The organism is Marivita sp. (assembly GCF_020055675.1).
GTDB lineage: Bacteria > Pseudomonadota > Alphaproteobacteria > Rhodobacterales > Rhodobacteraceae > Marivita.
Window position 1 is genome coordinate 36,877 of sequence record NZ_JAIPUS010000016.1, and the last position, 26,016, is coordinate 62,892.

Here is a 26,016-nt window from a genome sequence, read left to right on the forward strand (position 1 = left end):
CGGAGATGGCCGGAGCTGCCGCCAAGCGGGGCCGGTGCCATCTTGCCAATGATAAGGATACGAGCATGACAGACCCCCTGAACGCATCATACCCAGTGCTTCCACTGCGCGATATCGTTGTTTTCCCGCATATGATCGTGCCGCTGTTTGTCGGCCGCGACAAATCTGTGCGCGCGCTGGAAGAAGTGATGGCGGACGACAAGCAGATCCTGCTTGCCAGCCAGATGGATCCGGCCGAGGACGATCCGCAGACCGACGGAATTTACCGGGCCGGGGTTCTGGCGAACGTGTTGCAGCTTCTCAAGTTGCCGGACGGCACCGTCAAGGTGCTGGTCGAGGGCCAGAGTCGCGTGCGCATTGTCGAATACCTCGAAAACGAGAACTTTTTCGAAGCGGCGGCAGAATACCTGACCGAGACGCCGGGCGATGAAGCGGCCACCGCGGCGCTTGTGCGCACCGTGGGCGAGGAATTCGAACGCTATGCCAAGGTGAAAAAGAACGTCCCCGACGAGGCCTTGGGCGCAGTGTCGGATGCCGACGCGCCGGCCAAGCTGGCCGATCTGGTGGCCGGGCATCTGGGCATCGAGGTGGAACAGAAGCAAGAGCTTCTGGAGACGCTGTCGGTAAGCGAACGGCTCGAGAAGGTCTATGGCCTGATGCAGGGCGAAATGAGCGTTCTGCAGGTCGAGAAGAAGATCAAGACCCGCGTCAAATCGCAAATGGAGCGCACGCAGCGCGAATATTACCTGAATGAGCAGATGAAGGCCATTCAGAAGGAATTGGGCGACGGCGAGGACGGCCAGAACGAAGTGGCCGAGCTGGAAGCGCGGATCAACGAGACCAAGCTGAGCAAGGAAGCCCGCGAGAAAGCCGAGGCAGAGCTCAAGAAGCTCAAGAACATGAGCCCGATGAGCGCCGAGGCGACCGTGGTGCGAAACTATCTCGACTGGATGCTGTCGATCCCGTGGGGCACCAAGTCCCGCGTGAAGAAGGATCTGAGCCGCGCCGAGCGTATCCTCGACGAGGATCACTACAGCCTTGAAAAGGTCAAGGAACGGATCGTCGAATACCTCGCGGTGCAGCAGCGCAGCAAAAAGCTGAAAGGCCCGATCATGTGCCTTGTCGGCCCTCCGGGCGTGGGCAAGACCAGCCTGGGCAAATCGGTCGCCAAGGCCACGGGACGCGAATTCATCCGCATTTCCCTGGGCGGCGTGCGCGACGAATCCGAGATTCGCGGCCACCGCCGGACCTATATCGGCTCCATGCCGGGCAAGATCATCCAGGCGCTGAAAAAGGCGAAAACGACGAATCCGCTTATCCTGCTCGACGAAATCGACAAGATGGGCCAGGATTTCCGGGGCGACCCGGCGTCGGCGATGCTCGAGGTGCTGGACCCCGAACAGAACGGGACATTCGTGGATCACTATCTCGAAGTGGAATACGACCTGTCGAACGTGATGTTCCTGACCACGGCGAACTCCTACAACATGCCGGGGCCGCTTCTGGACCGGATGGAGGTCATCCCGCTGGCCGGCTATACCGAGGACGAAAAGGCCGAGATCGCCAAACGGCACCTGATTTCCAAGCAGGTCAAGAATCACGGCCTCAAGAAGGGCGAGTTCGAACTGACGGACGAGGCGCTGACGGACATGATCCGCTATTACACCCGCGAAGCCGGGGTGCGGAACCTGGAGCGTGAAATCTCCAAGGTCTCGCGCAAGGCGGTGACGCAGATCATCAAGAAGCAGGAGGACACGGTGAGTGTCACACCTGACAACCTGTCCGATTACCTCGGGGTTCGGAAGCACCGCTACGGGCTGGCCGAAGAGGAGAACCAGGTCGGTGTCGTGACCGGGCTGGCCTATACCTCGGTGGGGGGGGATCTGCTTCACATCGAGGCGCTCCAGCTGCCGGGCAAGGGCCGGATGAAAACCACCGGGACGCTGGGCGACGTGATGAAGGAATCGATCGACGCGGCCTCCAGCTATGTGCGGTCGATCAGCCCGACCATCGGTGTGAAGCCGACGAAGTTCGACAAGATGGATATTCACGTCCACGTGCCCGATGGCGCAACGCCAAAGGATGGCCCCTCGGCCGGCCTTGCGATGGTGACCTCCATCGTATCGGTGCTGTCGGGTCTCCCCGTGCGGCGCGATATCGCCATGACGGGCGAGGTTTCCTTGCGCGGAAATTCGATGCCCATCGGCGGCCTCAAGGAAAAGCTTCTCGCGGCCTTGCGAGGCGGTATCAAGACGGTGCTGATCCCCAAGGAAAACGAGAAAGACCTGGTGGAATTGCCGGACAACGTGAAGGACGGGCTTGAGATCATCCCCGTGGAACACGTGTCGGAGGTACTCGAGCTGGCGCTGGTCGGAGACCTTGAACCCATCGAGTGGGACGAGGAGGCCGAAGAGGCGGCAGCGCAGGCGCTGTCCAAGGATCAGGGCGGGACCTCTGCCATCGCGCACTGACCCACGCGCTTTGAAACAACGATACACGCCGCCCCGACCGGGGCGGCGTTTTTCGATCCGGTGGCGTATTTTTCAAACAGCTCCCGTATTTTGTATGCCAAGGCATCCGAAATACTGGATCATGGAACAATCCCTGTTACTGTCGAGGCGATTTCGCCAATAAACGACAAAACAGACAGAGGATGACCACCATGGCGACGAGCAGCAAAACCACCACGACAGCATCGACGCGCACCAGCGCCGCGTCAAAAACGGCCAAAGAGGCTGCGGCGCAGGCGCCGGAGCCCGAAGTGGTGGTAAACGAAACACCGACGATCACCGCGCCCGAGTTGAAGAAGAAAGAGCTGATCGACACCGTGGTCGCGCGAAGCGGGATCAAGAAACGCGACGCGAAGCCTGTGGTCGAAGCGATGCTTGCCGTGCTGGGCGAGACCATCGCCGAAGGCCGCGAATTGAACCTCGCGCCGATGGGCAAGCTCAAGATCACGCGGATGAAAAAGACAACCAAGGCCCATGTCATCACCACCCGCCTGCGGCGCAATGAGAACCATCAGGCGGACGCCGCAGACCCTCTTGCACAGGCCGCCGAGTAGCGCTAAGAGGCGTGCCAACGGGTGATTAGCTCAGTGGTAGAGCGCTTCGTTCACATCGAAGATGTCAGGAGTTCGAATCTCTTATCACCCACCATGTGTTCAGGCACGCAGTCCCGACAGGGCTGCGTGTTTTGCTTTCGACCTGTCGGTGGAACGCGCGGCACAAAAAGCACTTGCGCGTCTTGAGCGGCTTGGCTAAACGGCACGCCAGCGGGTGATTAGCTCAGTTGGTAGAGCGCTTCGTTTACACCGAAGATGTCGGGAGTTCGAGTCTCTCATCACCCACCATTCCCTTGATTCGAAACCGGAACTCGGTGGCTATATCGGCCCGTCGATATGGCTGGACAACCAGTCCTGAACAGCATCGACACGCGTTCTGGCGACGGGCACGATGGTGTCATCATGCAGGCGCAGGGTCATTCGTCCGTTGCTGTGTTCGTGCGTCTTTACCTGGTGCCGGGCCACCCACCACGAGCGGTGAGGCTGAAGCCCGTCCTCGGGTTTCGTTTGCGCGACCAAGTCGCCCAACCGGGCACGGATGAGCTTGCGTGTATCGGACAGCGTCAGATGCACATGATGTTCGTGGGCCTTGATGTGGTGCAGGTCACGCAGATTGATCTTTTCACCCCCGACGACCAGATGGCGCTCGGCCTTGGCTTGCTCGATCTCATGCCGGACACCGGGCATGATGAATCTGTAAAAGACGGTCTCCATCCCCTGAACCGACAGGAAATAGAACATGAGCGAGAGCGTCCCCTGTGGATAGGTTCCGCTGCTCAAGACGCCGGCCACGCATTCGCAGAGCGACGCAACCGGGAACAGGGCAACCAGCCCGATCAGCGGTGTCGGCACCCGAAACCCGGCGAAAACCCGACTCACCGCAGCCGCCAACAGGAACCCGACATAATACAGTCCCAGGTAAAGCGCGAACGCCACTGGCCAGACGAACACGCTGAACCAGAGCGGGACGTAATCGCGTACGCCGGACGGATCGGCGGCGAAAATCGTCACGAGGCACAGCATCAGAAAAAGAACGGTGCGCTTGTGACACAGCACGCGGCTATAAATGGCAATGTCGAACGACATCCGCCCGCCGAGCAGATCCCAAAAGTTGATCCGGGTTTCCAACAACCGTTTCATACCCACACGCAATTTCTGTACCATGTACCAAGTTGTCGAAAGTTATCGAAAGATATCTGATTACATATCGGAATTTCTATGTGTCAAACTCGGAAGAAGATAGCAATAGATTGCTTTCGTCGCAGTCTGAGAGATCAAAGATGTCGCGTCGAGATCGAAATGAGGTGCATTCGCACAGTCGATCCTGATTGCCGGGTGATGCCGCTTTTGTGAAGCGATGCGCTGCGTCAGCCCAACCGGTCGGACGTACTTGATTTTTGCGTGAGAAAAGCCTGTGAAACCGCTTGACGGGGCAGGGCACTGACCATAGAACCCGCGTCACGCCCAGATGCGGGCGGCAGTGAGCGGTTGTAGCTCAGATGGTTAGAGTACCGGCCTGTCACGCCGGGGGTCGCGGGTTCGAGCCCCGTCAACCGCGCCACCACTGCCAATCGCATCAGCGTGAAATGCGCGGTTGTAGCTCAGATGGTTAGAGTACCGGCCTGTCACGCCGGGGGTCGCGGGTTCGAGCCCCGTCAACCGCGCCATTTCCCTCCTTCAAAGGTTTGAAAACACAGTCCCCACGGGGAGCGCAATCCGCACGCGGGTTTGTGCGATGTGCGCCGGTCACTGCGATACGAGAAACCTGTGCAACGCCTCTGCGGTCGCCGTCGGCGATTGATCGGGAAAGAAATGTCCGCCATCGATTGCCGCGTGCTGCATGCTGTCCAGACGATCGGCCCATGTTGCGGGAAGGTCCAGCATCTGCGCCATTGCGCCGTCTTTGCCATAGAGTACGAACGCCGGGCAGGCGACGGTGCGGTGCAGGTCGTCGCGGTCATGTTCCCAGTCGATTTCGATGGCCGCGCGGTAGTCGTGGCACATGGCGCGGATGCACTGCGGGTCGCGCCAGGCTGCGCGGTACGCGGCCAATAGATCGGGCTCGAAATCGTCAAGGCTGGCTTTGCCGAACCCGAGCAGGCAGCGTTCGAAATAGATATCCGGGTCGGAGCCGATCAGCATTTCGGGAAACGGCTCGGGCTGGGCCAGAAAGAACCAGTGGTAATAGGCCTTGGCGATGCCCGTTGTCATATGAGTCAGCAGGTGCTCTGTCGGCACGATGTCCATGACCGTCAGGCTCTGGACTGTTTCAGGATGGTCGAGCGCCATGCGGTGCGCGGTGCGCGCGCCGCGATCATGGCCCGCGACATGAAACTCCGCGTGACCGAGGGCGGCCATGAGGGACACCATGTCCCGCGCCATGTTGCGAAAGCTCAGCTCTTGCATGGTGGCAGGTTTGCTGCTGTCGCCGTAGCCGCGAAGGTCGGCGGTGATGACTGTAAAGGACCGGGACAGCGCGGGCAGCAGCGGGCGCCACATGGCGCGGGTCTGGGGAAAACCGTGCAACAGCAAAAGGGGCGGCCCGGTTCCGGTCCCCCCGTATGCGATCACTTGATTGTCTGTCGTAACGTGATGTTCAGTGGTCATTTCGGCGACGAGGAGACCATCACGACACTGCCCCAGTCAATATCTGCGATCTCCGAGCCGCGTGTCCGCGCAAATGTCAGGATGTCGGCGGGGCCGTCGATGCCGACATAATCATAGCCGGCCTGAAGATGGCTCGGGTCGAGGCTGGTGAAGGCAAGCGCAGCCACCGCGCCGATCACGAGACCGCCGGAGTTCCAGCGTCCTGTGGCGCGGGGGGTCACGACCCGTACCAGGTTGGCCAGGTAGAAGATCACAAGCCCGATGATCAGCAGGGAAACGCTGTTCGTGCCGTAGGAGATCAACTGCACGGGCCAGCCACTCTGGATCAACAGGGCTTCGACCATTTCGGGATCATTGGCCGCAAAGAGCGCCAGAACCGCAAGACCGAACCCCAGCATCATCATGATGATCGGGCTTTGCGATCCGGTCTTCTCGGTCTCCCAGGGTTTGCGGTCATCACGGGCCTTGGCCGGCGTTGCTGCGAACTGCGGGTCCAGACGCTCCAGGCGGCGCATGAAATCGTTGCGATCTTGTTTCTTCACGGTCCGTGTCATGGGGTCTGTAATCCCCCGCAAATGTGGCCAGAATTGGAGAGGCGTGGGGCGCAACCGAGATTTGTTAACCGCATTTTAATGATCGCTTTGGCCTCACCGGTCACAATTGACGGTCAAGTGGCCGAAATCGCCTGCAGGATGCGTGCCCAGCTGCGCGTGCCGCGATGGAAGCTTTCGATGTCGTATTTCTCGTTCGGGCTATGGATCTGGTCGTCATCCTTGCCAAAACCGATCAGCATCGATTCCATCCCCAGCAGAGTCTGGAAGTGACCTGCCACCGGGATGGATCCGCCGGAGCCGATAAAGGCCGCCTCGTCTGGCCATTCGTCGCTCAGTGCCTGGCGGGCGGTTTCGAACATCGGGTTGTCGATCGACATGACCGATGCGGGCGCCGCGCCGTCGCTGTTGAAGGTGACATCGCAATCGGCGGGCAGCATGTCCTGCACCATCTGGCGAAAGCTCTGGTCAATGGCGTGCGGGTCCTGATCGCCGACAAGACGGAAACTGATCTTGGCGTGCGCCTGCGCGGGCAGAACGGTCTTGAAACCCGCCCCCTGGTAGCCGCCGCCGATCCCGTTCACCTCGCAGGTGGGGCGCGCCCAGATCATTTCGAGCGCGCTGCGGCCGGCCTCGCCCGCAGGGACCGAAAGTCCGACACCCCCAAGGAACGCGGTATGGTCAAAACCCAGACCGTCCCATTGCGCGCGAATCTCGTCGGGGATTTCGGGCACGCCGTCATAGAAGCCGGGAACCGTGATTCGGCCCTGGTCGTCGTGTAGCGAGGCGATGATCCGGGCCAGCACACGGATCGGGTTGATCGCCGGGCCGCCATACATGCCCGAATGCAGATCGCGGCCGGGACCGGTGATCGTGATCTCCTCTTTCAGCATCCCGCGCAGCATCGTGGTGATTGCGGGCACGCGGCTGTCGTAAAGCGTGGTGTCACAGATCAGGGCGACATCCGCCTTGAGATCATCTGCATTATCCTCGAGGAACGGGATCAGCGATGGCGAGCCGGACTCTTCCTCGCCCTCGAAAAAGAAGGTGATCTTGCAGGGCAGGGTGCCATGTTCGGCGATCCACGCCCGGCACGCCTCGACAAAGGTCATGAGCTGGCCCTTGTCATCCGAGGTGCCGCGCCCCCGGATCACGCGGCCCTTGGGCGTATCTTCGATCTGGGGGTCGAAGGGGTCGTTGACCCAGAGGTCAAGCGGATCGACCGGCTGCACGTCGTAATGACCGTAGAAAAGGAGATGCGGGCCGGGGCCGTCGGCATGGCCGACCACCATGGGATGGCCGGATGTGGGGCGTTTTTCGGCCTCGATGCCCATGGACTGCAAATCGCTCACCAGCCAGTCGGCCGCGCGGTCGCACGCCTCGGCATAGGCCGGGTCTGTCGAGATCGACGGGATGCGCAAAAAGTCCTTCAAGCGCTCGAGGCTGTCATCCAGCGTGGAATCAATGCGGGAAAGGACGGGATCGACAGACATGGCGCGGCTCCTGTTTTGCGAATTCTGCGCCGACCCTATCATCGCGCATCGGGCTGTCCAGCGGTGCCGGGATCGGGGTCTGTCACGAGGGTCGCGCAGAATGGAGGGGGTAGATTCAGATTTTTTGCGGGATTTTTCGCGGGAGTCGCGGGACGGGCCGGCGGATTGATTCAGATCAAGGCTGCGACGGTTGGTCGTTCCGTAAATATATTGTCATGCGGGAATACGATCTATATCCATTCCAAGTTACGAATGCGATACCGACAGCGCCGATTGGTGCGGCGGATCGCAGACTGAAGGAGACGCCGGTGAGCTATGCAGCCCAACTAGACCAAGCCCTGGACCGTTTGCACGAAGAGGGGCGCTACCGGACCTTTATTGATATCGAACGACAGAACGGGCAATTCCCGCATGCGGTCTGGCGCAAGCCCGATGGCACGGAGCAGGATATCACGGTCTGGTGTGGCAACGATTACCTCGGGATGGGTCAACATCCCGTGGTGCTGGATGCGATGCACGCGGCGATCGACGCCACCGGCGCGGGGTCTGGCGGAACGCGCAACATTTCCGGGACGACCGTGTTTCACAAGCGCCTCGAGTTCGAGCTCGCCGATCTGCATCGCAAGGAGGCGGCACTGCTGTTCACCTCGGCCTATATTGCCAATGACGCGACGCTGTCGACCTTGCCCAAGCTCTTTCCGGGCCTCATCATCTATTCCGACGCATTGAACCATGCGTCGATGATCGAAGGGGTGCGCCGCAACGGCGGGGCCAAGCGTGTGTTCCGGCACAACGACCTTGATCACCTGCGCGAGCTTCTGGCCGCCGACGATCCGGAGGCGCCCAAATTGATCGCCTTCGAATCGATTTATTCGATGGATGGCGATTTCGGCCCGATCGAGGCGATCTGCGATCTGGCCGACGAATTCGGCGCCCTGACCTATATCGACGAGGTGCACGCGGTCGGTATGTACGGCCCCCGTGGCGCGGGTGTGGCCGAACGGGACTGGCTGATGCACCGGATCGACATCATCAATGGCACGCTGGCCAAGGCCTATGGCGTCATGGGCGGCTATATCGCCGCATCGGCCAAGATGTGCGATGCGATCCGTTCCTACGCGCCGGGGTTCATCTTTACCACGTCGCTGCCGCCCGCGGTGGCTGCGGCGGCCGCGGCCTCTGTCGCGCATCTGAAGTCAGACCAGACGCTGCGGGATCAGCACCAGCTTCAGGCGCGGATTCTGAAGACGCGGCTCAAGGGGCTGGGTCTTCCGATCATCGACCACGGCAGCCATATCATCCCGGTGATCGTCGGCGACCCGGTGCACACAAAGCAGTTGTCCGACATGATGCTGGACGGCTACGGCATTTATGTGCAGCCGATCAATTATCCGACGGTGCCGCGCGGGACCGAGCGGCTGCGCTTTACCCCGTCGCCGGTGCACGGGCCGCAAGAGATCGACACGCTGGTCCGCGCCATGGACGAATTATGGTCTCATTGTGCGCTGAATCGCGCCGAACTCAGTGCATAACCAGTGGAATCAGTGCAATAAACCTTGTTGTGTGTTAGCGTTGTAGTAATAAATGCGCGCGACTCGATTTGGTGGTACGCGCGACTCAGGCAGCGTTAAGACGGTTAAACGGCAAGGGGCAGCGAATATGATTGGGCGGAAATCCCCAAAGCTATCGCAGGACGCTGATAACGTCAAACCACGCGGATTCGATGATTTCGAACTCAGGCTTGGCGATGTCATGCGCGGGGAACGCGCTACCCTTGGCAAATCGCTTCTGGATGTGCAGCGCGAACTGCGGATCAGGGCCAATTACATCGCCGCCATCGAAAATTGTGATCCCTCCGCTTTTGACACGCCGGGTTTTATCGCCGGGTATGTGCGGTCCTATGCGCGCTATCTCGGGATGGACCCGGATGATACGTTTTCCGTGTTCTGCGCCGAAAGCGGGTTTGAAACCGCGCATGGTATGTCCGATGCGGCATCGTCGCGCGCCAAGCCGGATTTGCCGGCCGGCACGCCCGGTCCGATAAAGGAACGCGATCCGTTCTCGGAACCTGCGCTGCCCTTCGCGCCGGGCAACGACTCGGTCCTGTCGCGGATCGAACCTGGGGCGATCGGATCGACCCTTGTCCTCGTCCTGCTTCTGGGCGGTCTGGGCTATGGCGGCTATACCGTGCTGCAAGAGGTGCAGAGGGTACAGTTGACCCCGGTGGATCAGACACCTGTTGTGCTGTCCGATCTCGATCCGCTGCAAACGGCCACGGCGCAGCCTGATCGGGACTCGGACGACACGCGCGAAGCCGCCGGCAATTCCCGGAGCACCGCCGTCGGCATGTTCACGCCGCCCGCGACGGTCGAGGCGTTTGATCGACTGTACCGCCCGCAGGCGCTGGATGTGCCGGTGCTGGTGGCGCGGGATGCGCCGATCTCGACACTGGATCCCAACAGCGTTGGCGCGTTTGCACAGGCGTCGCAGCAAAAGTTGCCGACAGTCGATCTTGGGCCATCGGTGAACACCGCGCCGCCGGACAGCGTCGCGCAGGGGCCGCAGAACAACGCGCTGCCGGCTGAGGGCATTGTGCTCGTCGCGGCGCGCCCTGCTTGGGTGCGGGTGCGCGGTGAGGATCGGTCGATTCTCTATGAACAGGTGATGCAGGCCGGAGATACCTGGACCGTCCCCGCGTCAGAGCCGAACGCCGTGTTGAATGTCGGAGAAAGCGGCGCGATTTACCTTTCCGTGAACGGCAATACAGTCGGCCCGGTGGGGCCGTCCGGGACCGTGACCTCGGATCTTTCGCTGGACGGGCCGACGCTGGCCGCGGCGCTTCAGCCGGTCGATCCGCAAGGCGATGAGGACCTGTCGCGCGTGCTCGCCGACCTTGGCACCGGCAGCGGGCAAGCCACGATCGGCCAGCCCAAGGTCCTTGAGGACACCGCGCCCGGCGTGATGCTGGTGGCGGTTCGCCCGGCATGGATTCGCGTGCGTGCCGCTGACGGGACCGTGATCTATGAAACGATCATGAATGCGGGCGACACCTACCAGGTGCCCGCAACCGAAGAGCCGCCGACCCTGCGTGTCGGCGAATCCGGCGCGGTCTATTTCGCGATGAACGGGCAGACGTATGGTCCCGCCGGCCCGCGCGGGTCCGTGACATCCGATCTTGCCCTTTCGGTGGGCGCGCTGTCCGACGCCTATTCCGTTGCATCCATCGAGGCGGACAGCGATCTGGCACGGGTCGTGGCCGAATTGGACATTCCGCAACAAGCGACAGACTGACCCGGATATCGCATTCAGTTCATGCTTGAAGCCTTTGGACTGCCGGCCTAGCTATGGCATAGATACGGTGTCGCGTTTGGGTGACATTTCCGGCCGGAGGAACGTCGCATGAGCCTCAATCACATTCGTCCGTGGCGCAATATTTACCGCCGCACATCACGCCAGATCATGGTGGGCAACGTCCCGGTGGGGGGCGATGCGCCGATCACCGTACAGACCATGACCAACACGCTGACCCCGGATGTCAGGGCGACCGTTGCGCAGGTGCAGGCGGCTGCGGACGCTGGTGCGGATATCGTGCGCATCTCCGTACCGGACGAAGACAGTTCGCGGGCGCTCAAACAGATCGTGCGCGAAAGCCCGGTTCCGATCGTGGCCGACATTCATTTCCACTACAAACGCGGCATCGAGGCAGCAGAGGCCGGTGCGGCCTGCTTGCGGATCAATCCGGGCAATATCGGGTCGCAAGACCGCGTGCGCGAAGTCATCAAGGCGGCGCGCGACCACAATTGTTCGATCCGCATCGGGGTGAATGCCGGATCATTGGAAAAGCACCTGCTCGACAAATATGGCGAACCCTGTCCCGACGCGATGGTGGAATCCGGGCTCGACCACATCAAGATCCTGCAAGACAATGATTTCCACGAGTTCAAGATCAGTTGCAAGGCGTCTGACGTGTTCATGGCCGCCGCCGCCTATCAACAACTGGCCGACGCAACAGATGCCCCGATCCACCTCGGCATTACCGAGGCGGGTGGCCTGACCTCCGGCACGATAAAATCCGCCATCGGGCTGGGCAATCTGCTCTGGATGGGAATCGGTGACACGATCCGTGTGTCGCTCTCGGCCGATCCGGTGGAAGAGGTGAAGGTCGGCTATGAAATCCTCAAGTCACTGGGCTTGCGGCACCGGGGGGTGAACATCATTTCCTGCCCGTCCTGCGCACGACAGGGTTTTGACGTCATCAAGACGGTCGAAAAGCTCGAAGAGCGGCTGGAACATATCAAGACACCGATGAGCCTGTCGATCATCGGCTGCGTGGTCAACGGACCCGGAGAGGCGTTGATGACCGATGTCGGCTTTACCGGCGGAGGCAACGGGTCCGGAATGGTCTATCTCGCGGGCAAGCAAAGCCACAAGATGACGAACGACCAGATGGTTGATCACATCGTCGAGGAAGTGGAAAAGAAAGCCGCCGAACTCGAAGCGCAAGTCGCGCAAGAGGCGGCTGAATAGCGATCAGCCGGCTTGGACCGAATGGCAAAGGCCGCAGGGCGACCTTTGCCGACGGATCCCGTCAGGTTCAGCCTTCGCTGCGCGCCTCGTCCACGATCTGTAGCATCGCGTCGAGCGGGACATATCCCCGGATCAACTGATCCCCCATCACGAAAGACGGCGTGCCGGTGATTTGCAGGGTTTGGGCCAGCTCGCGGGTCTGCGCCAGTTGGGCGGTCACGGCGTCGCTGTCCATGGCCGCGATCACCGCGTCGGCATCAAGCTCCAGCGTTCCGGCCAGCCGCCGCAACACAGGCTCGTCCATATCGGCGTTGAGCGCAATCAGCGCATCGCTTGCGGCCTTGTAGGCGGCGTCGCCCGCGACGTCCCGCACGGCAAGCGCAAAGCGCGAGGACACGAGCGAGTTTTCCCCGAGGATCGGGAATTCCTTGGCGACGTAGCGGATATTGCCATCCATTTCGAGAAGCTGCGTGACCTCCGGGTGAGCGCGGCGGCAATAACCGCAGCGGTAATCGAAGAATTCCACGATGGTCACGTCCCCCTCGGGATTGCCGCCGACCCAGGAATACCCGTCGTTGAAGATCGCCTCTGAATGTTGTTCGATCAGGGCAATGTCGCCCCTGGCCTGTTGCGCGGCCTGCCGGTCCTCAAGCACCTGAACCGCTTCCATGATGACCTGCGGGTTCTCCAGAAGGTAGGCGCGCACCTGTTCGCCAAAGGCGGCACGATCAGCGTCGGACATGTTCTCGAGGTCAAGGTCTGCGGCCTGAACGCCGCTGGCCAGCACCAGGGTCAGAAGGGTCGAGGCAAGGCGGTTTTTCAACATCGGGGTCTCCAGAATCCGGGTCAGCGCGCTTTGGCGCGTTGGGCTGCACTTAACACATCCTGGGCGCGTTGCCATGGGCCGGATCCGCGCGGCAAGGCGCCCTCGGCGCGTTCGGCGTGGATCGCCGCGTCCTTGAGGCGGCCTTGCACCGCGTAGCGTTCCGCGGTCACCAGGGAGGCCATCGCGTTCTGGTCGGTTTTTGCATAGGCCACGGCCAAATCCCGGAGTAGACGCGTATCCCGGAAATCGCGCCCGCGTGCGGCTTCGAGCGTGCGCAACGCCTCGGGGGCGTTGCCTGCCGCAAGATGGGCGCGCCCCAGACCGCCAAGGATGAGCGGTTCCCGCGGGGCAAGGCGGGCCGCGGCGGAATAAACCCGAACAGCATCGGCGGCGCGCCGCGATTCCAGCAGGATCTGTCCCTTGATGTCGCGGAGGAAGGGATCATTGGGGCGCGCGCCGATCGCGGCGTCGATGTTCTGGATCGCGCGGCGCAGATCGCTCTGCCTGTGGTAGGCCACCGCCCTGCGCAGTTGCGTGATATCGGCGCTGACGCTGTCATCGGCGCGCCGCAGGGTCCAGCCGGGCGCGCGGGTGAAGGCGGTCAGCTTGCCTTGTGCGCGGTCGAACCAGTAGGCGCTCGCCGGGTCGGGAGCCGCTTTTGCCGATGCCGACGCGACCAGACCCTTGAGCGCGCGCAACCGGTCGCGGCTGAGCGGGTGCGAGCGCATGTAAGGGTCCTGTCTGCTTTCGGCGAGGGCTTCCTGTCCTCGAAAGAGATTCTGCACCTCGATCGCGCCCTGCGGATCGACCCCGGCGCGGACGAGATAGCGCACCGAACTGATATCGGCCGACGCCTCCTCGGCGCGGGAGTGCGCCAGAAGGCTGCGCAAGGTTGACGATTGCAGCCCGATGCCGAGCCCGACCGCGCCGCGTCCGCCGCCCGCGGCGACCGCCGCTGCGGCCAGCGCCATGCCCAAACCGGCGGCGGTGCGCGCCGAGCGCATGTTGCCCAGCCGGCGCGAGATATGGCCATTGGCGATATGCGCCGCCTCGTGCGCGATCACCGCCTGCACCTGCGCGGCGGTCTCCAGCTTGCTCAGCAGGCCGGAATGGATGAAGATGTGTTGCGTGTCGATGATAAAGGCGTTGAGGGTGCTGTCGTCGATCAACAGGATGCGCACCTGGTTCGGGCTGAGCCCGGCCGCGCGCAACACCGGCGCACCAAGCTGTTTCAGCGCGTGCTCGATATCGGCATCGCGCAGCAGCGTTGCCGCGCGGGCGGGGATCGTGCCGATCAGGGCGGTCAGGCACAGGGCGAGCCCGACGCTGCGGACAAGCTGTCGTGTTGCGTGATACATTGACGTGCCCCTGCGTTCGCCCATAGGTCTGCCCAAACCCAGTGTAGGAAGAGAATGATGCGGAACTCAAGCCGTGGATCGGTCGATCCCTTTATCGTGATGGACGTTATGGAGGCAGCCCGGCAAGCCGAGGATGCGGGGCGGCACATCATCCACATGGAGGTGGGCCAGCCGGGCACCGCAGCACCGGCCAGGGCGCGCGACGCGTTGCAAAGCGCTATGCGCGCCGATCCGCTGGGGTATACCGTCGCGCTGGGTCTGCCCGCGCTGCGCCAGCGGATCGCGCGGCTTTACGGAGAGTGGTACGATGTCGACCTGGACCCGGCCCGCGTGGTCGTCACGCCGGGATCCTCGGGCGGGTTCATCCTGGCCTTCACCGCGCTGTTTGACGCCGGAGACAGGATCGCGCTGGGGGCGCCGGGGTACCCGTCCTACCGGCAGATCATGAAATCGCTGGACCTGGTTCCGGTCGAGATCGAGACCCGGGCAGAGGCGCGGTACCAGATGGAGCCGAGCGATCTGGCGGCGGTCGACTACCAGGGGATGATGGTGGCCTCGCCCGCCAATCCCACCGGGACCATGCTGGGAAAAGAGGCGCTTGGCGCGCTGGTCGGGGCGGCGCAGGAGCGGGGCGCTGCCTTTCTGTCGGACGAGATCTACCACGGGATCGAATACGACCATAAGGCGGTCAGCGCGCTTCAGATCAGCGACGATGTCTGCGTGATCAATTCGTTCTCCAAGTATTTCAGCATGACCGGTTGGCGTATCGGCTGGCTGGTCCTGCCCGAGGCCAACCTGCGGCAAGTGGAGAGACTGGCGCAGAACATGTTCATCTGTGCGCCGCACGCGGCCCAAGTCGCTGCGTTGGGCGCGCTTGACGCCGGCGATGAGCTGGAGGCGAATATGGATGTGTACCGCGCCAACCGGCAACTGATGATCGACGGGTTGCCACGGGCCGGGTTCGATCGGATCGCGCCGCCGGATGGGGCTTTTTATGTCTATGCGGACGTGTCTCATCTGACGCAGGACAGCCGCGCCTTTGCCCGCGCGATCCTCGACGAGGCCGGGGTCGCTGTGACGCCGGGGCTGGATTTCGACCCGGCGCGCGGCGGCGGCACGCTGCGATTTTCCTATGCCCGGTCCACAGCCGATATCGTCGAGGGGCTGGAGCGCTTGCGCGGCTTCATGCAGGCGCAAGGCCATATCGACCAGTGACGCGCGCCGCCGCTGTCGGCAATCTTTGCACGTTTGAAAAGAGAAGATGCACCCGGCACTCTGCCCCGTTTCCCGACGGGCCTGTTTGGGGTATGCTGCATGCAACGGCCCGCAAGAGGCCGCCGGAGAATCAGGTCATGAGCGGTGTTTTGAAACGGATATTGGCGGCCATCGTCTGTGTGCTCTGCGCTTTTCCGGCGCTGGGGCAGACCCTTGGCGCGCTCGCTCGCTTCGAGGGCGGGCAGCTTACAGACCGCTGGGGCGGGGCGGAGCTGCGTCTGGAAATCAGCCAGGGCGTGCCGTGGCGGGTCTTTACCCTGACCGAGCCGAACCGGCTGGTGATGGATTTCCGCGAGGTGCAATGGGGCGACGTGGACCCGCAATCTCTGATCGATGCAGAGCGCGTGACATCGCTGCGCATGGGGGGCTACCGGCCGGGCTGGTCGCGGCTGGTCGCCGACCTGGCCGAGCCGATGACGGTCGAGAGCGCTGAACTGGTGACCGACAGCACGACGGGTGCCGCGCGGATCACGGTGCGGCTGGAGCGCACCGACCAGGCCGCGTTTGCAGCCGTATCGGGCGCGCCGCGCGACCGGCGCTGGGATTTGCCCGCACCGGCCGAGGTGGTCGAGATTCCGCCACGTGACCCGTCGCGGTTGCGGGTGGTGCTTGACCCCGGCCATGGCGGCATCGATCCGGGCGCGGAACACGACGGGGTCCGCGAAGCGGACCTCATGCTGACCTTTGCCCGCGAATTGCAGGAGGTACTGCGGCGGGCCGGTGGCTTCGATGTGGTGTTGACCCGCGACGGGGACTACTTCGTGTCGCTCGAGGCGCGGGTGGCGCTCGCACGGGATGCCGGAGCGGATGTCTTCGTATCGATCCATGCCGATGCGCTGGCCGAAGGCGTGGCAAGCGGGGCCGCGGTCTATACCCTGTCGGACGCGGCCTCGGACGCGGCCTCGGCGGCTTTGGCCGAACGGCACAACCGCGACGACCTGCTGGCTGGGCTGGATCTTGGCCAGTCCGACGACCGGGTTGCCAATGTGCTGATGAGCCTTGCGCGGCTGGACAATGCACCGCGCAGCGCGGCGCTGGCCGAACACATGCTTGCAGGGATCCGCAATGCCGTGGGCCGCGTGCACAAGCGCCCGATGCGCAGCGCGGGATTTTCCGTGCTCAAGGCGGCGGATATCCCCTCGGTGCTTCTTGAGGTGGGGTTCCTGTCCACGGCAGAAGACCTGAAAAACCTGAACGATCCGATCTGGCGCCAGGGCATGGCGGCGGGGATCCGCGATGGCCTGATGGAGTGGCGCAGCGAGGATACCGCGCTGGCGCCGCTCAGGCGCAACTGAACCTGTCATGTGACACTGCGTCATAGGCAATCCGACGCCGGTCTGACCGGCAATGTGTTTTGACCATCGCGCCGCGATTTCGTAGGTGTGGTGTATTCCAACAGGGGCACCCCGTGATCAGATTCATCCTGTCTTTCTTCGGCGCGATCTTCACGCTCGTCACTCTCGGCGTGATGATGGTGGCGCTTGGCGTGGGTGGCGTCTTCTGGATGTATGGGCGCGATTTGCCCAGCCATGAAAGCCTCGCGCAATATTCGCCGCCGACGATCAGCCGGATCTATTCGGTCGAGGGCAAGATCATCGACGAATTCGCACAGGAACGGCGCCTGTTCACACCTGCCAACGAGATTCCCGATCTGGTCAAGCAGGCGTTCATTTCGGCCGAGGACAAGAATTTCTACGACCATCAGGGATATGATCTGCGCGGCATCGCGGCGGCCGGCTTTGACGCGATCGCCTCCGGCGGGCGGGACGTGCGCGGGGCCTCGACGATCACGCAGCAGGTGATGAAAAACTTTCTTCTGTCCGGGGACCGCCGGGTCGAGCGCAAGATCAAGGAGATCATCCTCGCGTCCCGGATCGAAGAAACGCTGAGCAAAGACAAGATCCTCGAACTTTACATGAACGAGATTTTCCTTGGCCAGAACTCCTACGGGGTGACCGCCGCCGCGCAGACCTATTTCAACAAGGCGCTGACAGAACTTGCCCCGCATGAAGCGGCGACATTGGCGTCGATGCCGAAAGCACCGTCAGATTATCACCCGGTACGGCAAAAAGAACGGCTGCTGGCGCGGCGCAATTTCGTCCTCCGCGAGATGTACGAGAACGGTTACCTCGACAGGGCGGCCTACGAGAGCGAATTGGCATTGCCGCTCAAATCCGTTCAGAACGGCGATTACGAGCCGTTCGGCCAAGCGCTGCCGCCGCGCAACTACTTTACCGACGAGATTCGCCGCCAACTGAGCGAGGACTTCGGCGAGGGCGAGTTTTTCTCGGGCGGGCTCAGTGTGCGCGCCACTCTCGATCCAGAGCTTCAGTCCGAGGCCGCGGAGGCCTTGCAAGGCGCGCTCGAACGCTACGACCGGTCGCTGGGCATCTATCGCGGCACTGGCAAATCGATCCCCGCCGAGCAGCTCGGGTCGGAAGAAAGCTGGCGCGACGCGCTGTCGGAGGTGACGCTCGCGCGGGACATCCGGCTCGAAAACCCATGGTCCCCGGCCGTGGTTCTCGAGGTCGGCCAGAACGATGCCCGTATCGGTATCGAGGGCGTGCCGGATGACGAAGACGGCCACTGGATCCCTGCCAACGACGTACAATGGGCGCGCAAGCGCAACGACGACGGGTCGCTTGGCCCGCGCGCGCAGGTGGCCGGTGACCTTCTCGACGTGGGCGATGTGGTGCATGTGCGGCGCATGACGTCGGACAGCGATGGCAGCTTCATCCGCTGGACCCTGCGGCAGGTGCCGCAGGTGCAGGGCGGCTTCATGGCGATGGACGTGAATACGGGCCGCGTTCTGGCGATGCAGGGCGGCTTCAGCTACCAGAATTCGGTGTTCAACCGTGCCACCCAGGCGCAGCGCCAGCCGGGATCGAGCTTCAAGCCCTTTGTCTTTGCCGCGGCCCTCGACAGTGGCTATTCGCCGGCCACCATCGTCGTCGACGCCCCGATCGAGATCAACACGCCGCAAGGGGTTTGGCGGCCGCGGAACGCGTCGAACCGGTTTTACGGCCCGACGCCGTTGCGCACCGGGATCGAACAGTCGCGCAACCTGATGACCATCCGCCTCGCGCAAGAGGTCGGCATGGGCACTGTCGCCCGCTATGCCGAGAAATTCGGCGTCTATGACAACATGGGCCGGGTTCTGGCCAATGCACTGGGGGCAGACGAGACCACGCTCTACAAGATGGTTGCGGCCTACGCCATGTTCGCCAATGGCGGCGAGCGTGTGGACCCGACGCTCGTGGACCGGGTGCAGGACCGCTATGGCCGCACCGTCTACAAACACGACCAGCGCACATGCGTGGACTGCGCGCAGCCGGTGCTGGAAACCGGGCGCGCGCCCACCATCAGCAGCAACCGCGAACGTGTTATGGATGCCGTCACGGCGTATCAGCTGACCTCGATGATGGAGGGTGTGGTCGACCGTGGTACGGCGCGCAGAACAGTCAACCTGCCGGTGCCCACGGCGGGCAAGACCGGCACCACCAACGACGCCAAGGATGTCTGGTTCGTCGGTTTCACCTCGAATATCGTGGCGGGGTGCTACATCGGGTATGACCAGCCGCGCAGCCTTGGCCGCGGGGCGTCGGGCGGTGGTATGTGCGGACCGGTGTTCAACGCGTTCATGCAAAAGGCCGTGGCGAAATTCGGCGGCAATGAATTCCGCCCGCCCGAGAGCTGCCAGTTCATAAAAATCGACCGCAACACCGGCGCGCGCTTGTCCGACAGCGCCAGCGGCGACAGTGTTGTGGCCGAATGCTTCCGCGAGGGCGAGGAGCCGGTCTTTGGCATCCAGTTCGATGGCGGCTTTGCGATGGGATCGAATTTCGAACTCTACGAGGACGCTGGCGGGAGCACAAAGGAAGTGACCACCTCAAGCGGGCAAACCGGGATCGTCGGGCCCAAGGCGTCCTTTGGCACGCTCAGCTCGGGCGGGCTGTATTGACCCCGGACCGTTTTCCTGGCTCGTTTGCAGCCTTGGCCAGACATCGGCCAGACAGGACCGGGTGCAACGCGCAAGGACGGTCCGGGGGACGGATCGCCCAAGTCTTCGAAAACTACGGGCTGACGCATCCGGTGTCGGGATGCTAGCCTCTGGACATAAGCTAAGCCATTGGTCTTATATGCCCTCGGGGTTCGACCCCTTAGGCTGGCCAGCAAAAAAGGACCGGTTCCATGCAGATGACTGATTCCCGAACGATCGCGGCCCCGCCGAATGAGGTGTGGGACGCAATCCTCGATCCCGAGGTGCTCAAGCAATGCGTCCCCGGCTGTAAAGAAATGTCGGGCTCCGCCGAAGACGGCTTCGAAGCAACGGTGGTGCAGAAGGTCGGCCCCGTGAAGGCAACCTTCAAGGGCACGGTTGTGCTGTCCGACAGGATAGAGGGCCAATCGCTCACATTGACCGGCGAGGGCAAGGGCGGCGCCGCCGGGTTTGCCAAGGGCGGCGCGGATGTGACGCTGACCGAAGTCGAGGGCGGCACCCAGTTGCATTACGATGTGGATGCCAAGGTGGGCGGCAAGCTCGCGCAATTGGGCAGCCGGGTCATCGATGGGTTTGCCAAGAAAATGGCCGACCAGTTTTTCACCAATTTCCAGAACGTGGTCGAAGGCCCGCAGAACGACGACGAAACCGGACCGGACACCGGCGAAGAGGGCGCGGCACCGGAGACATCCGCAGCGGCCCAAGAGGGTGGCGAACAGAAAAAGGGCTGGTTCAAGAAACTGGTGTCCTGACTGGCAGCCGCATCCGAGATACAACCGATTTTTGACAATTTGACGGGAGGAGTTTGATGACAAACGTAACGATGACGGTGAACGGGAAATCCGTCTCCGGCGAGGTGAAGGGCAACACGCTCTTGACCGATTTCCTGCGCGAAGATCTGCGCATGACCGGCACCCATGTTGGCTGCGACACGTCCCAATGCGGGGCCTGCGTGGTGCATGTGAACGGCGAGGCGGTCAAATCCTGCACCATGTTCGCCGCCGAAGCGGACGGGGCCGATGTCACGACGATCGAAGGCATGGCCAATGCAGACGGCTCGCTCAACGTGATCCAGCAGGCGTTCCAAGAATATCACGGCCTGCAATGCGGCTTCTGCACACCGGGGATGGTGATGTCGGCGGCGGCTTTGCTCAAGGAAAACCCCAAGCCATCCGAGGCCGAGGTCCGCGATTACCTGGAAGGCAATATCTGCCGCTGCACCGGGTACCATAATATCGTCAAGGCGATCATGGCAGCGTCCGGTCAGGATGTTGCTGCCGTCGCCGCGGAATAACCCGAACACGCAGGCTCATCCGCCCCCGTGGCAGGGCTTTTCGCGAAAAGCCGTCCCGGCGTGATGAGCGTCACGCAACCTGGAGGAACCCACATGCCCAAAGATCATGGCATAGGCGCAAGCCCGAAGCGGCGCGAAGATGTCCGCTTTCTGACCGGCGCCGGCAATTATACCGACGATATCAACATTCACGGCCAGGCCTACGTGCATTTCCTGCGCTCTGATGTGGCGCATGGCACGATCAAGAGCATCGACACGTCCGAGGCTGAAAAGATGCCCGGCGTTGTCAAGATTTTCACGGGCGCGGATTTCGAAGGCGTCGGCGGAATTCCCTGCGGCTGGCAGGTGACCGACAAGGACGGCGCGCCGATGAAGGAACCCGCGCACCCGGTGCTGGCCCAAGGCAAGGTGCGCCACGTCGGTGACCCCTATGCGGCGGTCGTGGCCGACAGCCTCGAACAGGCGCGCACCGCCGCCGAGGCGATCGTTGCCGATATCGAAGAGCTTCCGGCCGTGGTCGACATGGGGAAGGCCTTGGAACCCGGCGCCACCAAGGTGCATGACGATCTCGACGACAACCTGTGTTATGACTGGCTCTTCGGCACCGACACCGAAACCACCCAGGCCGCGTTCGAAAGCGCGGCGCATGTGACAACGCTGGAGCTGGTCAACAATCGCCTGGTCGCCAACCCGATGGAGCCGCGCGTCGCGGTGGGGGAATTCTCGCGCGCCAACGGGGAACACACGCTCCACACCACGAGCCAGAACCCGCATGTGATCCGCCTGTTGATGGGCGCCTTCGTTCTGGGCATCCCCGAACACAAGCTGCGCGTCGTGGCTCCCGACGTGGGCGGCGGCTTTGGCACCAAGATCTTCCATTACGCGGAAGAGGCGTTCTGCACTTTCGCCGCCAAGGCCTGCAACCGTCCGGTCAAATGGACCTCGACCCGCTCCGAGGCCTTCATGTCCGACGCGCATGGTCGGGACCACGTGACCAAGATCGAACTGGCGCTGGACAAGGACAACAACTTCATCGGCGTGCGCACCGACACCAAGGCGAACATGGGCGCTTACCTGTCGACCTTTGCCTCGTCGGTGCCGACATGGCTGCACGGCACCCTGATGGCGGGCAACTACAAGACGCCGGCGGTGCAGGTGAACGTCAAGGCCGTCTTCACCAACACCGTGCCCGTGGACGCCTATCGGGGCGCGGGCCGCCCGGAAGCGACGTTCCAGCTCGAACGCGTCATCGACAAGGCGGCACGTGAACTGAATGTCGATCCGATTCGGTTGCGCCGCCAGAACTTTGTCACGGAGTTTCCCTATGAAACCCCGGTGGCGGTTGCCTATGATACGGGCGACTACCATGCCACGATGGACAAGATGGAAGAGCTGATCGACATTCCCGGCTTCGCCGCGCGCCGCGCCGCATCCGAGAAGAACGGCAAACTCCGTGGCCTCGGCATCAACTGTTTCATCGAAGCCTGCGGCATCGCACCCTCGAACCTGGTCGGACAGCTCGGTGCCCGCGCCGGTCTATACGACGCGGCCACGGTCCGGGTGAATGCCACAGGCTCGATCTCGGTGATGGTCGGCGCCCACAGCCACGGGCAGGGGCATGAAACAGTGTTCCCGCAAGTCGTGGCCGAGATGCTGGGCATCGACGAAAGCATGATCGACATCGTGCATGGCGACACGTCGAAAATCCCCTTCGGCATGGGCACCTACGGCTCGCGCAGCCTCGCGGTCTGCGGATCGGCCATGGTGCGGGCGACCGAGAAGATCATCAACAAGGCCAAGAAGATCGCCGGGCACATGCTCGAAGCCTCCGACAGCGATATCGAACTCAAGGATGGCCAGTTCAGCGTCGCGGGCACCGACAAGTCCGTGGCCTGGGGCGATGTCACCCTGGCGGCCTACGTGCCGCACAACTACCCGCTTGAAGACATCGAACCGGGGCTCGAGGAAACCGCCTTCTATGATCCGGCGAACTTCACCTACCCGGCGGGCGCCTATGCCTGCGAGGTCGAGGTCGATCCCGACACCGGCAAGGTGACGATCGAAAAATTCGTCTCGGCGGATGATTTCGGCAACGTGGTCAACCCGATGATCGTCGAAGGCCAGGTGCATGGCGGCATCGCCCAGGGCATCGGCCAGGCGCTGCTGGAAAACTGCGCCTATGACGAAAACGGTCAGCTTCTGTCGGCGTCCTACATGGATTACGCCATGCCGCGCGCGGATGATATCCCGCACATGGAAAGCTATGTGGTTGACCATTCCTGCCAGACACCCTGCACGCACAACCCGCTTGGCGTGAAGGGCTGTGGCGAGGCCGGGGCCATCGGCTCACCGCCGACGGTGGTGAACGCGGTGATAGATGCGCTGCATTCGGGTGGGCACGCCCACGTCTCTCATATCGACATGCCCGTGACGCCATCGCGCGTCTGGGCGGCGATCAATGACCAATAAGGAGGGCTGACGATATGTACAGCTTTGACATGGAACGTCCCACATCCGTCGCCGACGCCGTCAAGGCGCTGGCACGGGACGAAGCGCAGCCCCTGGGCGGCGGGCAAACCCTGATACCGACGCTGAAACAGCGCCTTGCCGCGCCGTCGGTCCTGGTCAGCCTGTCCGGCATCGCCGAGATGAAGGGCGTCTGCAAGACCGACGACGGGCGCTTGTCGATCGGCGGTGGCACCACCCACGCCATGGTTGCCAGGAACGCGGGCGATATTCCCGGACTGGCTTCGCTGGCCGCGAATATCGGCGACCCCGCGGTGCGCAACCGCGGCACGATCGGCGGCAGCCTGGCGAACAACGACCCGTCGGCGTGCTACCCGGCGGCGGCGCTCGCGACCGGAGCCACCGTGATAACCAACTCCCGTGAAATCGCGGCGGATGACTATTTCGAAGGAATGTTCGCCACCGCGCTGGAAGAGGGGGAAATCATCACCGAGATCCGCATCCCGGTGCCGGAAAAATCCGCCTACATGAAGTTCGAACAACCCGCGTCGCGCTTTGCGCTCGTGGGCGTGTTCGTTGCCAAGTTCAGCGATGGCGTCCGCGTTGCGGTCACCGGCGCCTCCGAAGAAGGGGTGTTCCGCTGGACCGAGGCGGAAGAGGCCTTGTCGGCCAATTTCGCACCCGAGGCCGTGGACGGCCTGTCGGTGTCGGGTGACGGCATGATCTCGGACCTGCACGGCTCGGGCGCTTACCGGGCGCATCTTGTCGGTGTAATGACCAAACGTGCGGTGGCCGCGGCCAGCTGACCGCCGTCGAAAGACCATGGATCAAAGCCCCGGTTCCCCGACCGGGGCTTTTCTTTTGGCGTGAGGCAAGAGGTCCATGACATCACGCCCCGTGTTCGTCGAAGCCCTACTGACCTTCCCCGCAAGCCATGCTACACCCCCCCTGCGAAACATCACCAAGGGCAGGACCATGGCCAAGACCCCGACCGGCAAGACCCCGACCGGCAAAACCCCTGACGGCAAGAACACCTCCGGGCGCGGGCAGCGCGACCTCAAGGTCAAGGTGAAATCCGCCCGGGGCCGCAAACCCAGCTCGACGCGCTGGTTGCAGCGGCAGTTGAACGATCCATATGTCAAGCGCGCGCAGGCCGATGGCTACCGGGGCCGTGCGGCCTACAAGATCCTCGAACTGGATGACAAGTACCGCTTCCTTGTTCCCGGCGCCCGCGTCGTCGATCTCGGCGCTGCGCCCGGGGGCTGGTGCCAGGTTGCCGTCAAACGGGTGAATGCGCTAGGTGAAAAGCCGGGCAAGAGCCAGGGCACCGTTCTGGGCATCGATCTGCAGGAAATGGAAGCGATCGCCGGCTGCGACTTGCACCAGCTCGATTTCCTCGACGAGGGGGCGGATGACAGGGTGAAAGATTGGCTGGGCGGGCAGGCGGATGTCGTGATGTCCGACATGGCTGCCTCGAGCTCTGGTCACAAGCAGACCGACCACCTGCGTATTATCACCCTGTGTGAGGCGGCTGCCTATTTTGCCTTCGACGTGCTGGAGGAGGGCGGAACCTTCGTGGCCAAGGTGCTTGCTGGCGGGGCCGAGGGCAGCTTGCAGAAACTGTTGAAACAGCGCTTCACCAAGGTGATGAATGTCAAGCCACCGGCCTCCCGGTCCGACAGTTCCGAGAAATTCGTCGTCGCGATGGGGTTTCGCGGGCAACCCGACGCCTGACCCGGACGGTCGCTCCTTATTCCAGGGTGGTCTGGTACGGCTCGACCGTCCGAAGCGACCGGATCGCACGGTCGCGCAGGGCCAGCGCCACATCCGGGCGCAAGGTGCCCACGTCCTCCCCTGCATCCTGCAAAAGGTCCTGGACGTCCTTTTGTTTGCGCAACTCGAACAACCGTTGGAACCGCGGCGTGGCGGGCCGCAGCACTGGATAATGTCGCATGAAGCCTCCCCAGGCAGTATGACACGGAGACCGGGATAGCGGTCCAATACGGCCATTTTGTGCCGGTTTCGTGGCCGGCCACAGGCGCATCGCCGGAATGCCTTCAGGGCACGACGTGCCCCCGTGGTCAGAAGGGGGACGCCTCGGACGATTGCCGGTCGTGGCTGCGGAGTCGGGGGGGAGTCCGGCAGTTTTCCCAAGAAAATGTGGGTAAAGCTGTGGATAAGCCGAGATCACGGACATTGGACACGACAGTAACGCCAGCGCCTTGCGTATCGCGGCAGGTCACGCCTTGAAATTTCCCATGAGAATCAATTACATGACAAAAAAATGACGATTTGTGCGGTTTTCTCCAATTTTCGTCTTGCGGACTTTGGGCGGTGACTCTAAATACCCCTTCACCGGCGGCGCTGAGGTGTTTGTTGGTACGGTTGAAGGGACGACGGGCTTTGTGTCGGTTGGAACGGAAGGCGGATAATTCAGGGGTTTGTCAGGGCGGGCGCGCCGCGGTTAGGGCGCACTGGTCTGGTTTTGTTTCTGGGTTGCTCTTTGACATTGATAATATCTGAAGAGATATGCGGGCGGTTTGGTTTGTTTCGAC

The 26,016-nt window shown here is 62.6% G+C and carries 20 protein-coding genes and 4 tRNA genes; 17 read left to right on the top strand and 7 right to left on the bottom strand.

Features of this window, described 5'->3' with window-relative positions:
• Positions 1-65 precede the first annotated feature (65 nt).
• The 4 genes from lon to LCF59_RS11630 all read left to right on the top strand — a co-directional run bounded on the left by lon (position 66) and on the right by LCF59_RS11630 (position 3,352).
• On the top strand, positions 66-2,471 hold the full coding sequence (gene lon / locus LCF59_RS11615) for an endopeptidase La (protein ID WP_292287678.1): 2,406 nt from the start codon (positions 66-68) through the stop codon (positions 2,469-2,471).
• A 191-nt stretch (positions 2,472-2,662) separates the two neighbouring features.
• Positions 2,663-3,064 (top strand): HU family DNA-binding protein, encoded by a 402-nt coding sequence (locus LCF59_RS11620; RefSeq protein WP_292287680.1) that lies wholly within the window; start codon positions 2,663-2,665, stop codon positions 3,062-3,064.
• A 19-nt stretch (positions 3,065-3,083) separates the two neighbouring features.
• Positions 3,084-3,158, top strand: a tRNA-Val gene (locus tag LCF59_RS11625).
• A gap of 118 nt (positions 3,159-3,276) precedes the next feature.
• Positions 3,277-3,352 (top strand) — tRNA-Val (locus LCF59_RS11630).
• A 30-nt stretch (positions 3,353-3,382) separates the two neighbouring features.
• Here the strand turns inward: LCF59_RS11630 and LCF59_RS11635 are convergent.
• Positions 3,383-4,228: a LytTR family DNA-binding domain-containing protein gene (locus tag LCF59_RS11635; RefSeq protein WP_292287681.1), complete on the bottom strand. Its 846-nt coding sequence runs from the start codon at positions 4,226-4,228 to the stop codon at positions 3,383-3,385.
• A gap of 320 nt (positions 4,229-4,548) precedes the next feature.
• Here LCF59_RS11635 and LCF59_RS11640 point away from each other — a divergent pair.
• Together LCF59_RS11640 and LCF59_RS11645 are read left to right on the top strand one after the other, a co-directional pair.
• Positions 4,549-4,625 (top strand) — tRNA-Asp (locus LCF59_RS11640).
• Between the two features lie 29 nt (positions 4,626-4,654).
• Positions 4,655-4,731, top strand: a tRNA-Asp gene (locus LCF59_RS11645).
• A gap of 79 nt (positions 4,732-4,810) precedes the next feature.
• Here LCF59_RS11645 and LCF59_RS11650 read toward each other — a convergent pair.
• The 3 genes from LCF59_RS11650 to LCF59_RS11660 all read right to left on the bottom strand — a co-directional run bounded on the left by LCF59_RS11650 (position 4,811) and on the right by LCF59_RS11660 (position 7,715).
• Positions 4,811-5,671: an alpha/beta fold hydrolase gene (locus tag LCF59_RS11650; RefSeq protein ID WP_292287682.1), complete on the bottom strand. Its 861-nt coding sequence runs from the start codon at positions 5,669-5,671 to the stop codon at positions 4,811-4,813.
• Positions 5,668-6,213 (bottom strand): hypothetical protein, encoded by a 546-nt coding sequence (locus LCF59_RS11655; protein WP_292287684.1) that lies wholly within the window; start codon positions 6,211-6,213, stop codon positions 5,668-5,670. The genes LCF59_RS11650 and LCF59_RS11655 overlap by 4 nt, the downstream gene beginning before the upstream one ends.
• Before the next feature lie 125 nt (positions 6,214-6,338).
• Positions 6,339-7,715: a M20/M25/M40 family metallo-hydrolase gene (locus tag LCF59_RS11660; RefSeq protein ID WP_292287685.1), complete on the bottom strand. Its 1,377-nt coding sequence runs from the start codon at positions 7,713-7,715 to the stop codon at positions 6,339-6,341.
• A gap of 308 nt (positions 7,716-8,023) precedes the next feature.
• Here LCF59_RS11660 and hemA point away from each other — a divergent pair, with 308 nt between their 5' ends.
• From hemA to ispG, 3 genes are all read left to right on the top strand, one after another.
• Positions 8,024-9,247, top strand: coding sequence for a 5-aminolevulinate synthase (gene hemA / locus LCF59_RS11665; RefSeq protein WP_292287687.1), 1,224 nt, complete (start codon positions 8,024-8,026; stop codon positions 9,245-9,247).
• A 127-nt stretch (positions 9,248-9,374) separates the two neighbouring features.
• Positions 9,375-11,006, top strand: a complete 1,632-nt coding sequence (locus LCF59_RS11670; RefSeq protein ID WP_292287689.1) for a helix-turn-helix domain-containing protein — start codon at positions 9,375-9,377, stop codon at positions 11,004-11,006.
• Between the two features lie 108 nt (positions 11,007-11,114).
• Positions 11,115-12,242 carry a flavodoxin-dependent (E)-4-hydroxy-3-methylbut-2-enyl-diphosphate synthase gene (gene ispG / locus LCF59_RS11675; RefSeq protein ID WP_292287691.1) on the top strand — a complete coding sequence of 376 codons (1,128 nt, stop codon included), beginning with the start codon at positions 11,115-11,117 and terminating at the stop codon, positions 12,240-12,242.
• A 67-nt stretch (positions 12,243-12,309) separates the two neighbouring features.
• Here ispG and LCF59_RS11680 read toward each other — a convergent pair whose 3' ends face one another.
• Together LCF59_RS11680 and LCF59_RS11685 are read right to left on the bottom strand one after the other, a co-directional pair.
• Positions 12,310-13,068, bottom strand: a complete 759-nt coding sequence (locus LCF59_RS11680) for a DsbA family protein (protein WP_292287693.1) — start codon at positions 13,066-13,068, stop codon at positions 12,310-12,312.
• Between the two features lie 20 nt (positions 13,069-13,088).
• Complete coding sequence (locus LCF59_RS11685) at positions 13,089-14,426, bottom strand: M48 family metalloprotease (protein WP_292287695.1); 1,338 nt, start codon at positions 14,424-14,426, stop codon at positions 13,089-13,091.
• 57 nt (positions 14,427-14,483) lie between these two features.
• Here LCF59_RS11685 and LCF59_RS11690 point away from each other — a divergent pair, with 57 nt between their 5' ends.
• From LCF59_RS11690 to LCF59_RS11725, 8 genes are all read left to right on the top strand, one after another.
• Complete coding sequence (locus LCF59_RS11690; protein ID WP_292287697.1) at positions 14,484-15,641, top strand: aminotransferase class I/II-fold pyridoxal phosphate-dependent enzyme; 1,158 nt, start codon at positions 14,484-14,486, stop codon at positions 15,639-15,641.
• A gap of 137 nt (positions 15,642-15,778) precedes the next feature.
• A complete protein-coding gene (locus LCF59_RS11695; protein ID WP_292287699.1) occupies positions 15,779-16,996 on the top strand; it encodes an N-acetylmuramoyl-L-alanine amidase in 1,218 nt (405 codons plus the stop codon).
• A gap of 113 nt (positions 16,997-17,109) precedes the next feature.
• Positions 17,110-19,662, top strand: coding sequence for a penicillin-binding protein 1A (locus LCF59_RS11700; RefSeq protein WP_292287700.1), 2,553 nt, complete (start codon positions 17,110-17,112; stop codon positions 19,660-19,662).
• Positions 19,663-19,892: 230 nt separating this feature from the next.
• Positions 19,893-20,453, top strand: coding sequence for a CoxG family protein (locus LCF59_RS11705; protein WP_292287702.1), 561 nt, complete (start codon positions 19,893-19,895; stop codon positions 20,451-20,453).
• A gap of 56 nt (positions 20,454-20,509) precedes the next feature.
• The gene (locus LCF59_RS11710) at positions 20,510-20,995 is read left to right on the top strand and encodes a (2Fe-2S)-binding protein (RefSeq protein WP_292287704.1); all 486 of its coding nucleotides are present in this window, start codon (positions 20,510-20,512) and stop codon (positions 20,993-20,995) included.
• 93 nt (positions 20,996-21,088) lie between these two features.
• Positions 21,089-23,464 carry a xanthine dehydrogenase family protein molybdopterin-binding subunit gene (locus LCF59_RS11715; protein ID WP_292287706.1) on the top strand — a complete coding sequence of 792 codons (2,376 nt, stop codon included), beginning with the start codon at positions 21,089-21,091 and terminating at the stop codon, positions 23,462-23,464.
• Positions 23,465-23,478: 14 nt separating this feature from the next.
• Positions 23,479-24,267 carry a xanthine dehydrogenase family protein subunit M gene (locus LCF59_RS11720; protein ID WP_292287708.1) on the top strand — a complete coding sequence of 263 codons (789 nt, stop codon included), beginning with the start codon at positions 23,479-23,481 and terminating at the stop codon, positions 24,265-24,267.
• Between the two features lie 169 nt (positions 24,268-24,436).
• Positions 24,437-25,195: an RlmE family RNA methyltransferase gene (locus LCF59_RS11725; protein WP_292287717.1), complete on the top strand. Its 759-nt coding sequence runs from the start codon at positions 24,437-24,439 to the stop codon at positions 25,193-25,195.
• Between the two features lie 16 nt (positions 25,196-25,211).
• Here LCF59_RS11725 and LCF59_RS11730 read toward each other — a convergent pair whose 3' ends face one another.
• Positions 25,212-25,415 (bottom strand): hypothetical protein, encoded by a 204-nt coding sequence (locus tag LCF59_RS11730; protein ID WP_292287710.1) that lies wholly within the window; start codon positions 25,413-25,415, stop codon positions 25,212-25,214.
• Positions 25,416-26,016: the final 601 nt, after the last annotated feature.

Coding starts and splice junctions, on each gene's coding strand:
- LCF59_RS11725 (WP_292287717.1), top strand. CDS start 24,437: ATGGCCAAGACCCCGACCGGCAAGACCCCGACCGGCAAAACCCCTGAC.
- LCF59_RS11685 (WP_292287695.1), bottom strand. CDS start 14,426: ATGTATCACGCAACACGACAGCTTGTCCGCAGCGTCGGGCTCGCCCTG.
- lon (WP_292287678.1), top strand. CDS start 66: ATGACAGACCCCCTGAACGCATCATACCCAGTGCTTCCACTGCGCGAT.
- LCF59_RS11670 (WP_292287689.1), top strand. CDS start 9,375: ATGATTGGGCGGAAATCCCCAAAGCTATCGCAGGACGCTGATAACGTC.
- LCF59_RS11720 (WP_292287708.1), top strand. CDS start 23,479: ATGTACAGCTTTGACATGGAACGTCCCACATCCGTCGCCGACGCCGTC.
- LCF59_RS11705 (WP_292287702.1), top strand. CDS start 19,893: ATGCAGATGACTGATTCCCGAACGATCGCGGCCCCGCCGAATGAGGTG.
- LCF59_RS11680 (WP_292287693.1), bottom strand. CDS start 13,068: ATGTTGAAAAACCGCCTTGCCTCGACCCTTCTGACCCTGGTGCTGGCC.
- LCF59_RS11730 (WP_292287710.1), bottom strand. CDS start 25,415: ATGCGACATTATCCAGTGCTGCGGCCCGCCACGCCGCGGTTCCAACGG.
- LCF59_RS11660 (WP_292287685.1), bottom strand. CDS start 7,715: ATGTCTGTCGATCCCGTCCTTTCCCGCATTGATTCCACGCTGGATGAC.
- LCF59_RS11620 (WP_292287680.1), top strand. CDS start 2,663: ATGGCGACGAGCAGCAAAACCACCACGACAGCATCGACGCGCACCAGC.
- LCF59_RS11710 (WP_292287704.1), top strand. CDS start 20,510: ATGACAAACGTAACGATGACGGTGAACGGGAAATCCGTCTCCGGCGAG.
- LCF59_RS11715 (WP_292287706.1), top strand. CDS start 21,089: ATGCCCAAAGATCATGGCATAGGCGCAAGCCCGAAGCGGCGCGAAGAT.
- ispG (WP_292287691.1), top strand. CDS start 11,115: ATGAGCCTCAATCACATTCGTCCGTGGCGCAATATTTACCGCCGCACA.
- LCF59_RS11695 (WP_292287699.1), top strand. CDS start 15,779: ATGAGCGGTGTTTTGAAACGGATATTGGCGGCCATCGTCTGTGTGCTC.
- LCF59_RS11690 (WP_292287697.1), top strand. CDS start 14,484: ATGCGGAACTCAAGCCGTGGATCGGTCGATCCCTTTATCGTGATGGAC.
- LCF59_RS11635 (WP_292287681.1), bottom strand. CDS start 4,228: ATGGTACAGAAATTGCGTGTGGGTATGAAACGGTTGTTGGAAACCCGG.
- LCF59_RS11650 (WP_292287682.1), bottom strand. CDS start 5,671: ATGACCACTGAACATCACGTTACGACAGACAATCAAGTGATCGCATAC.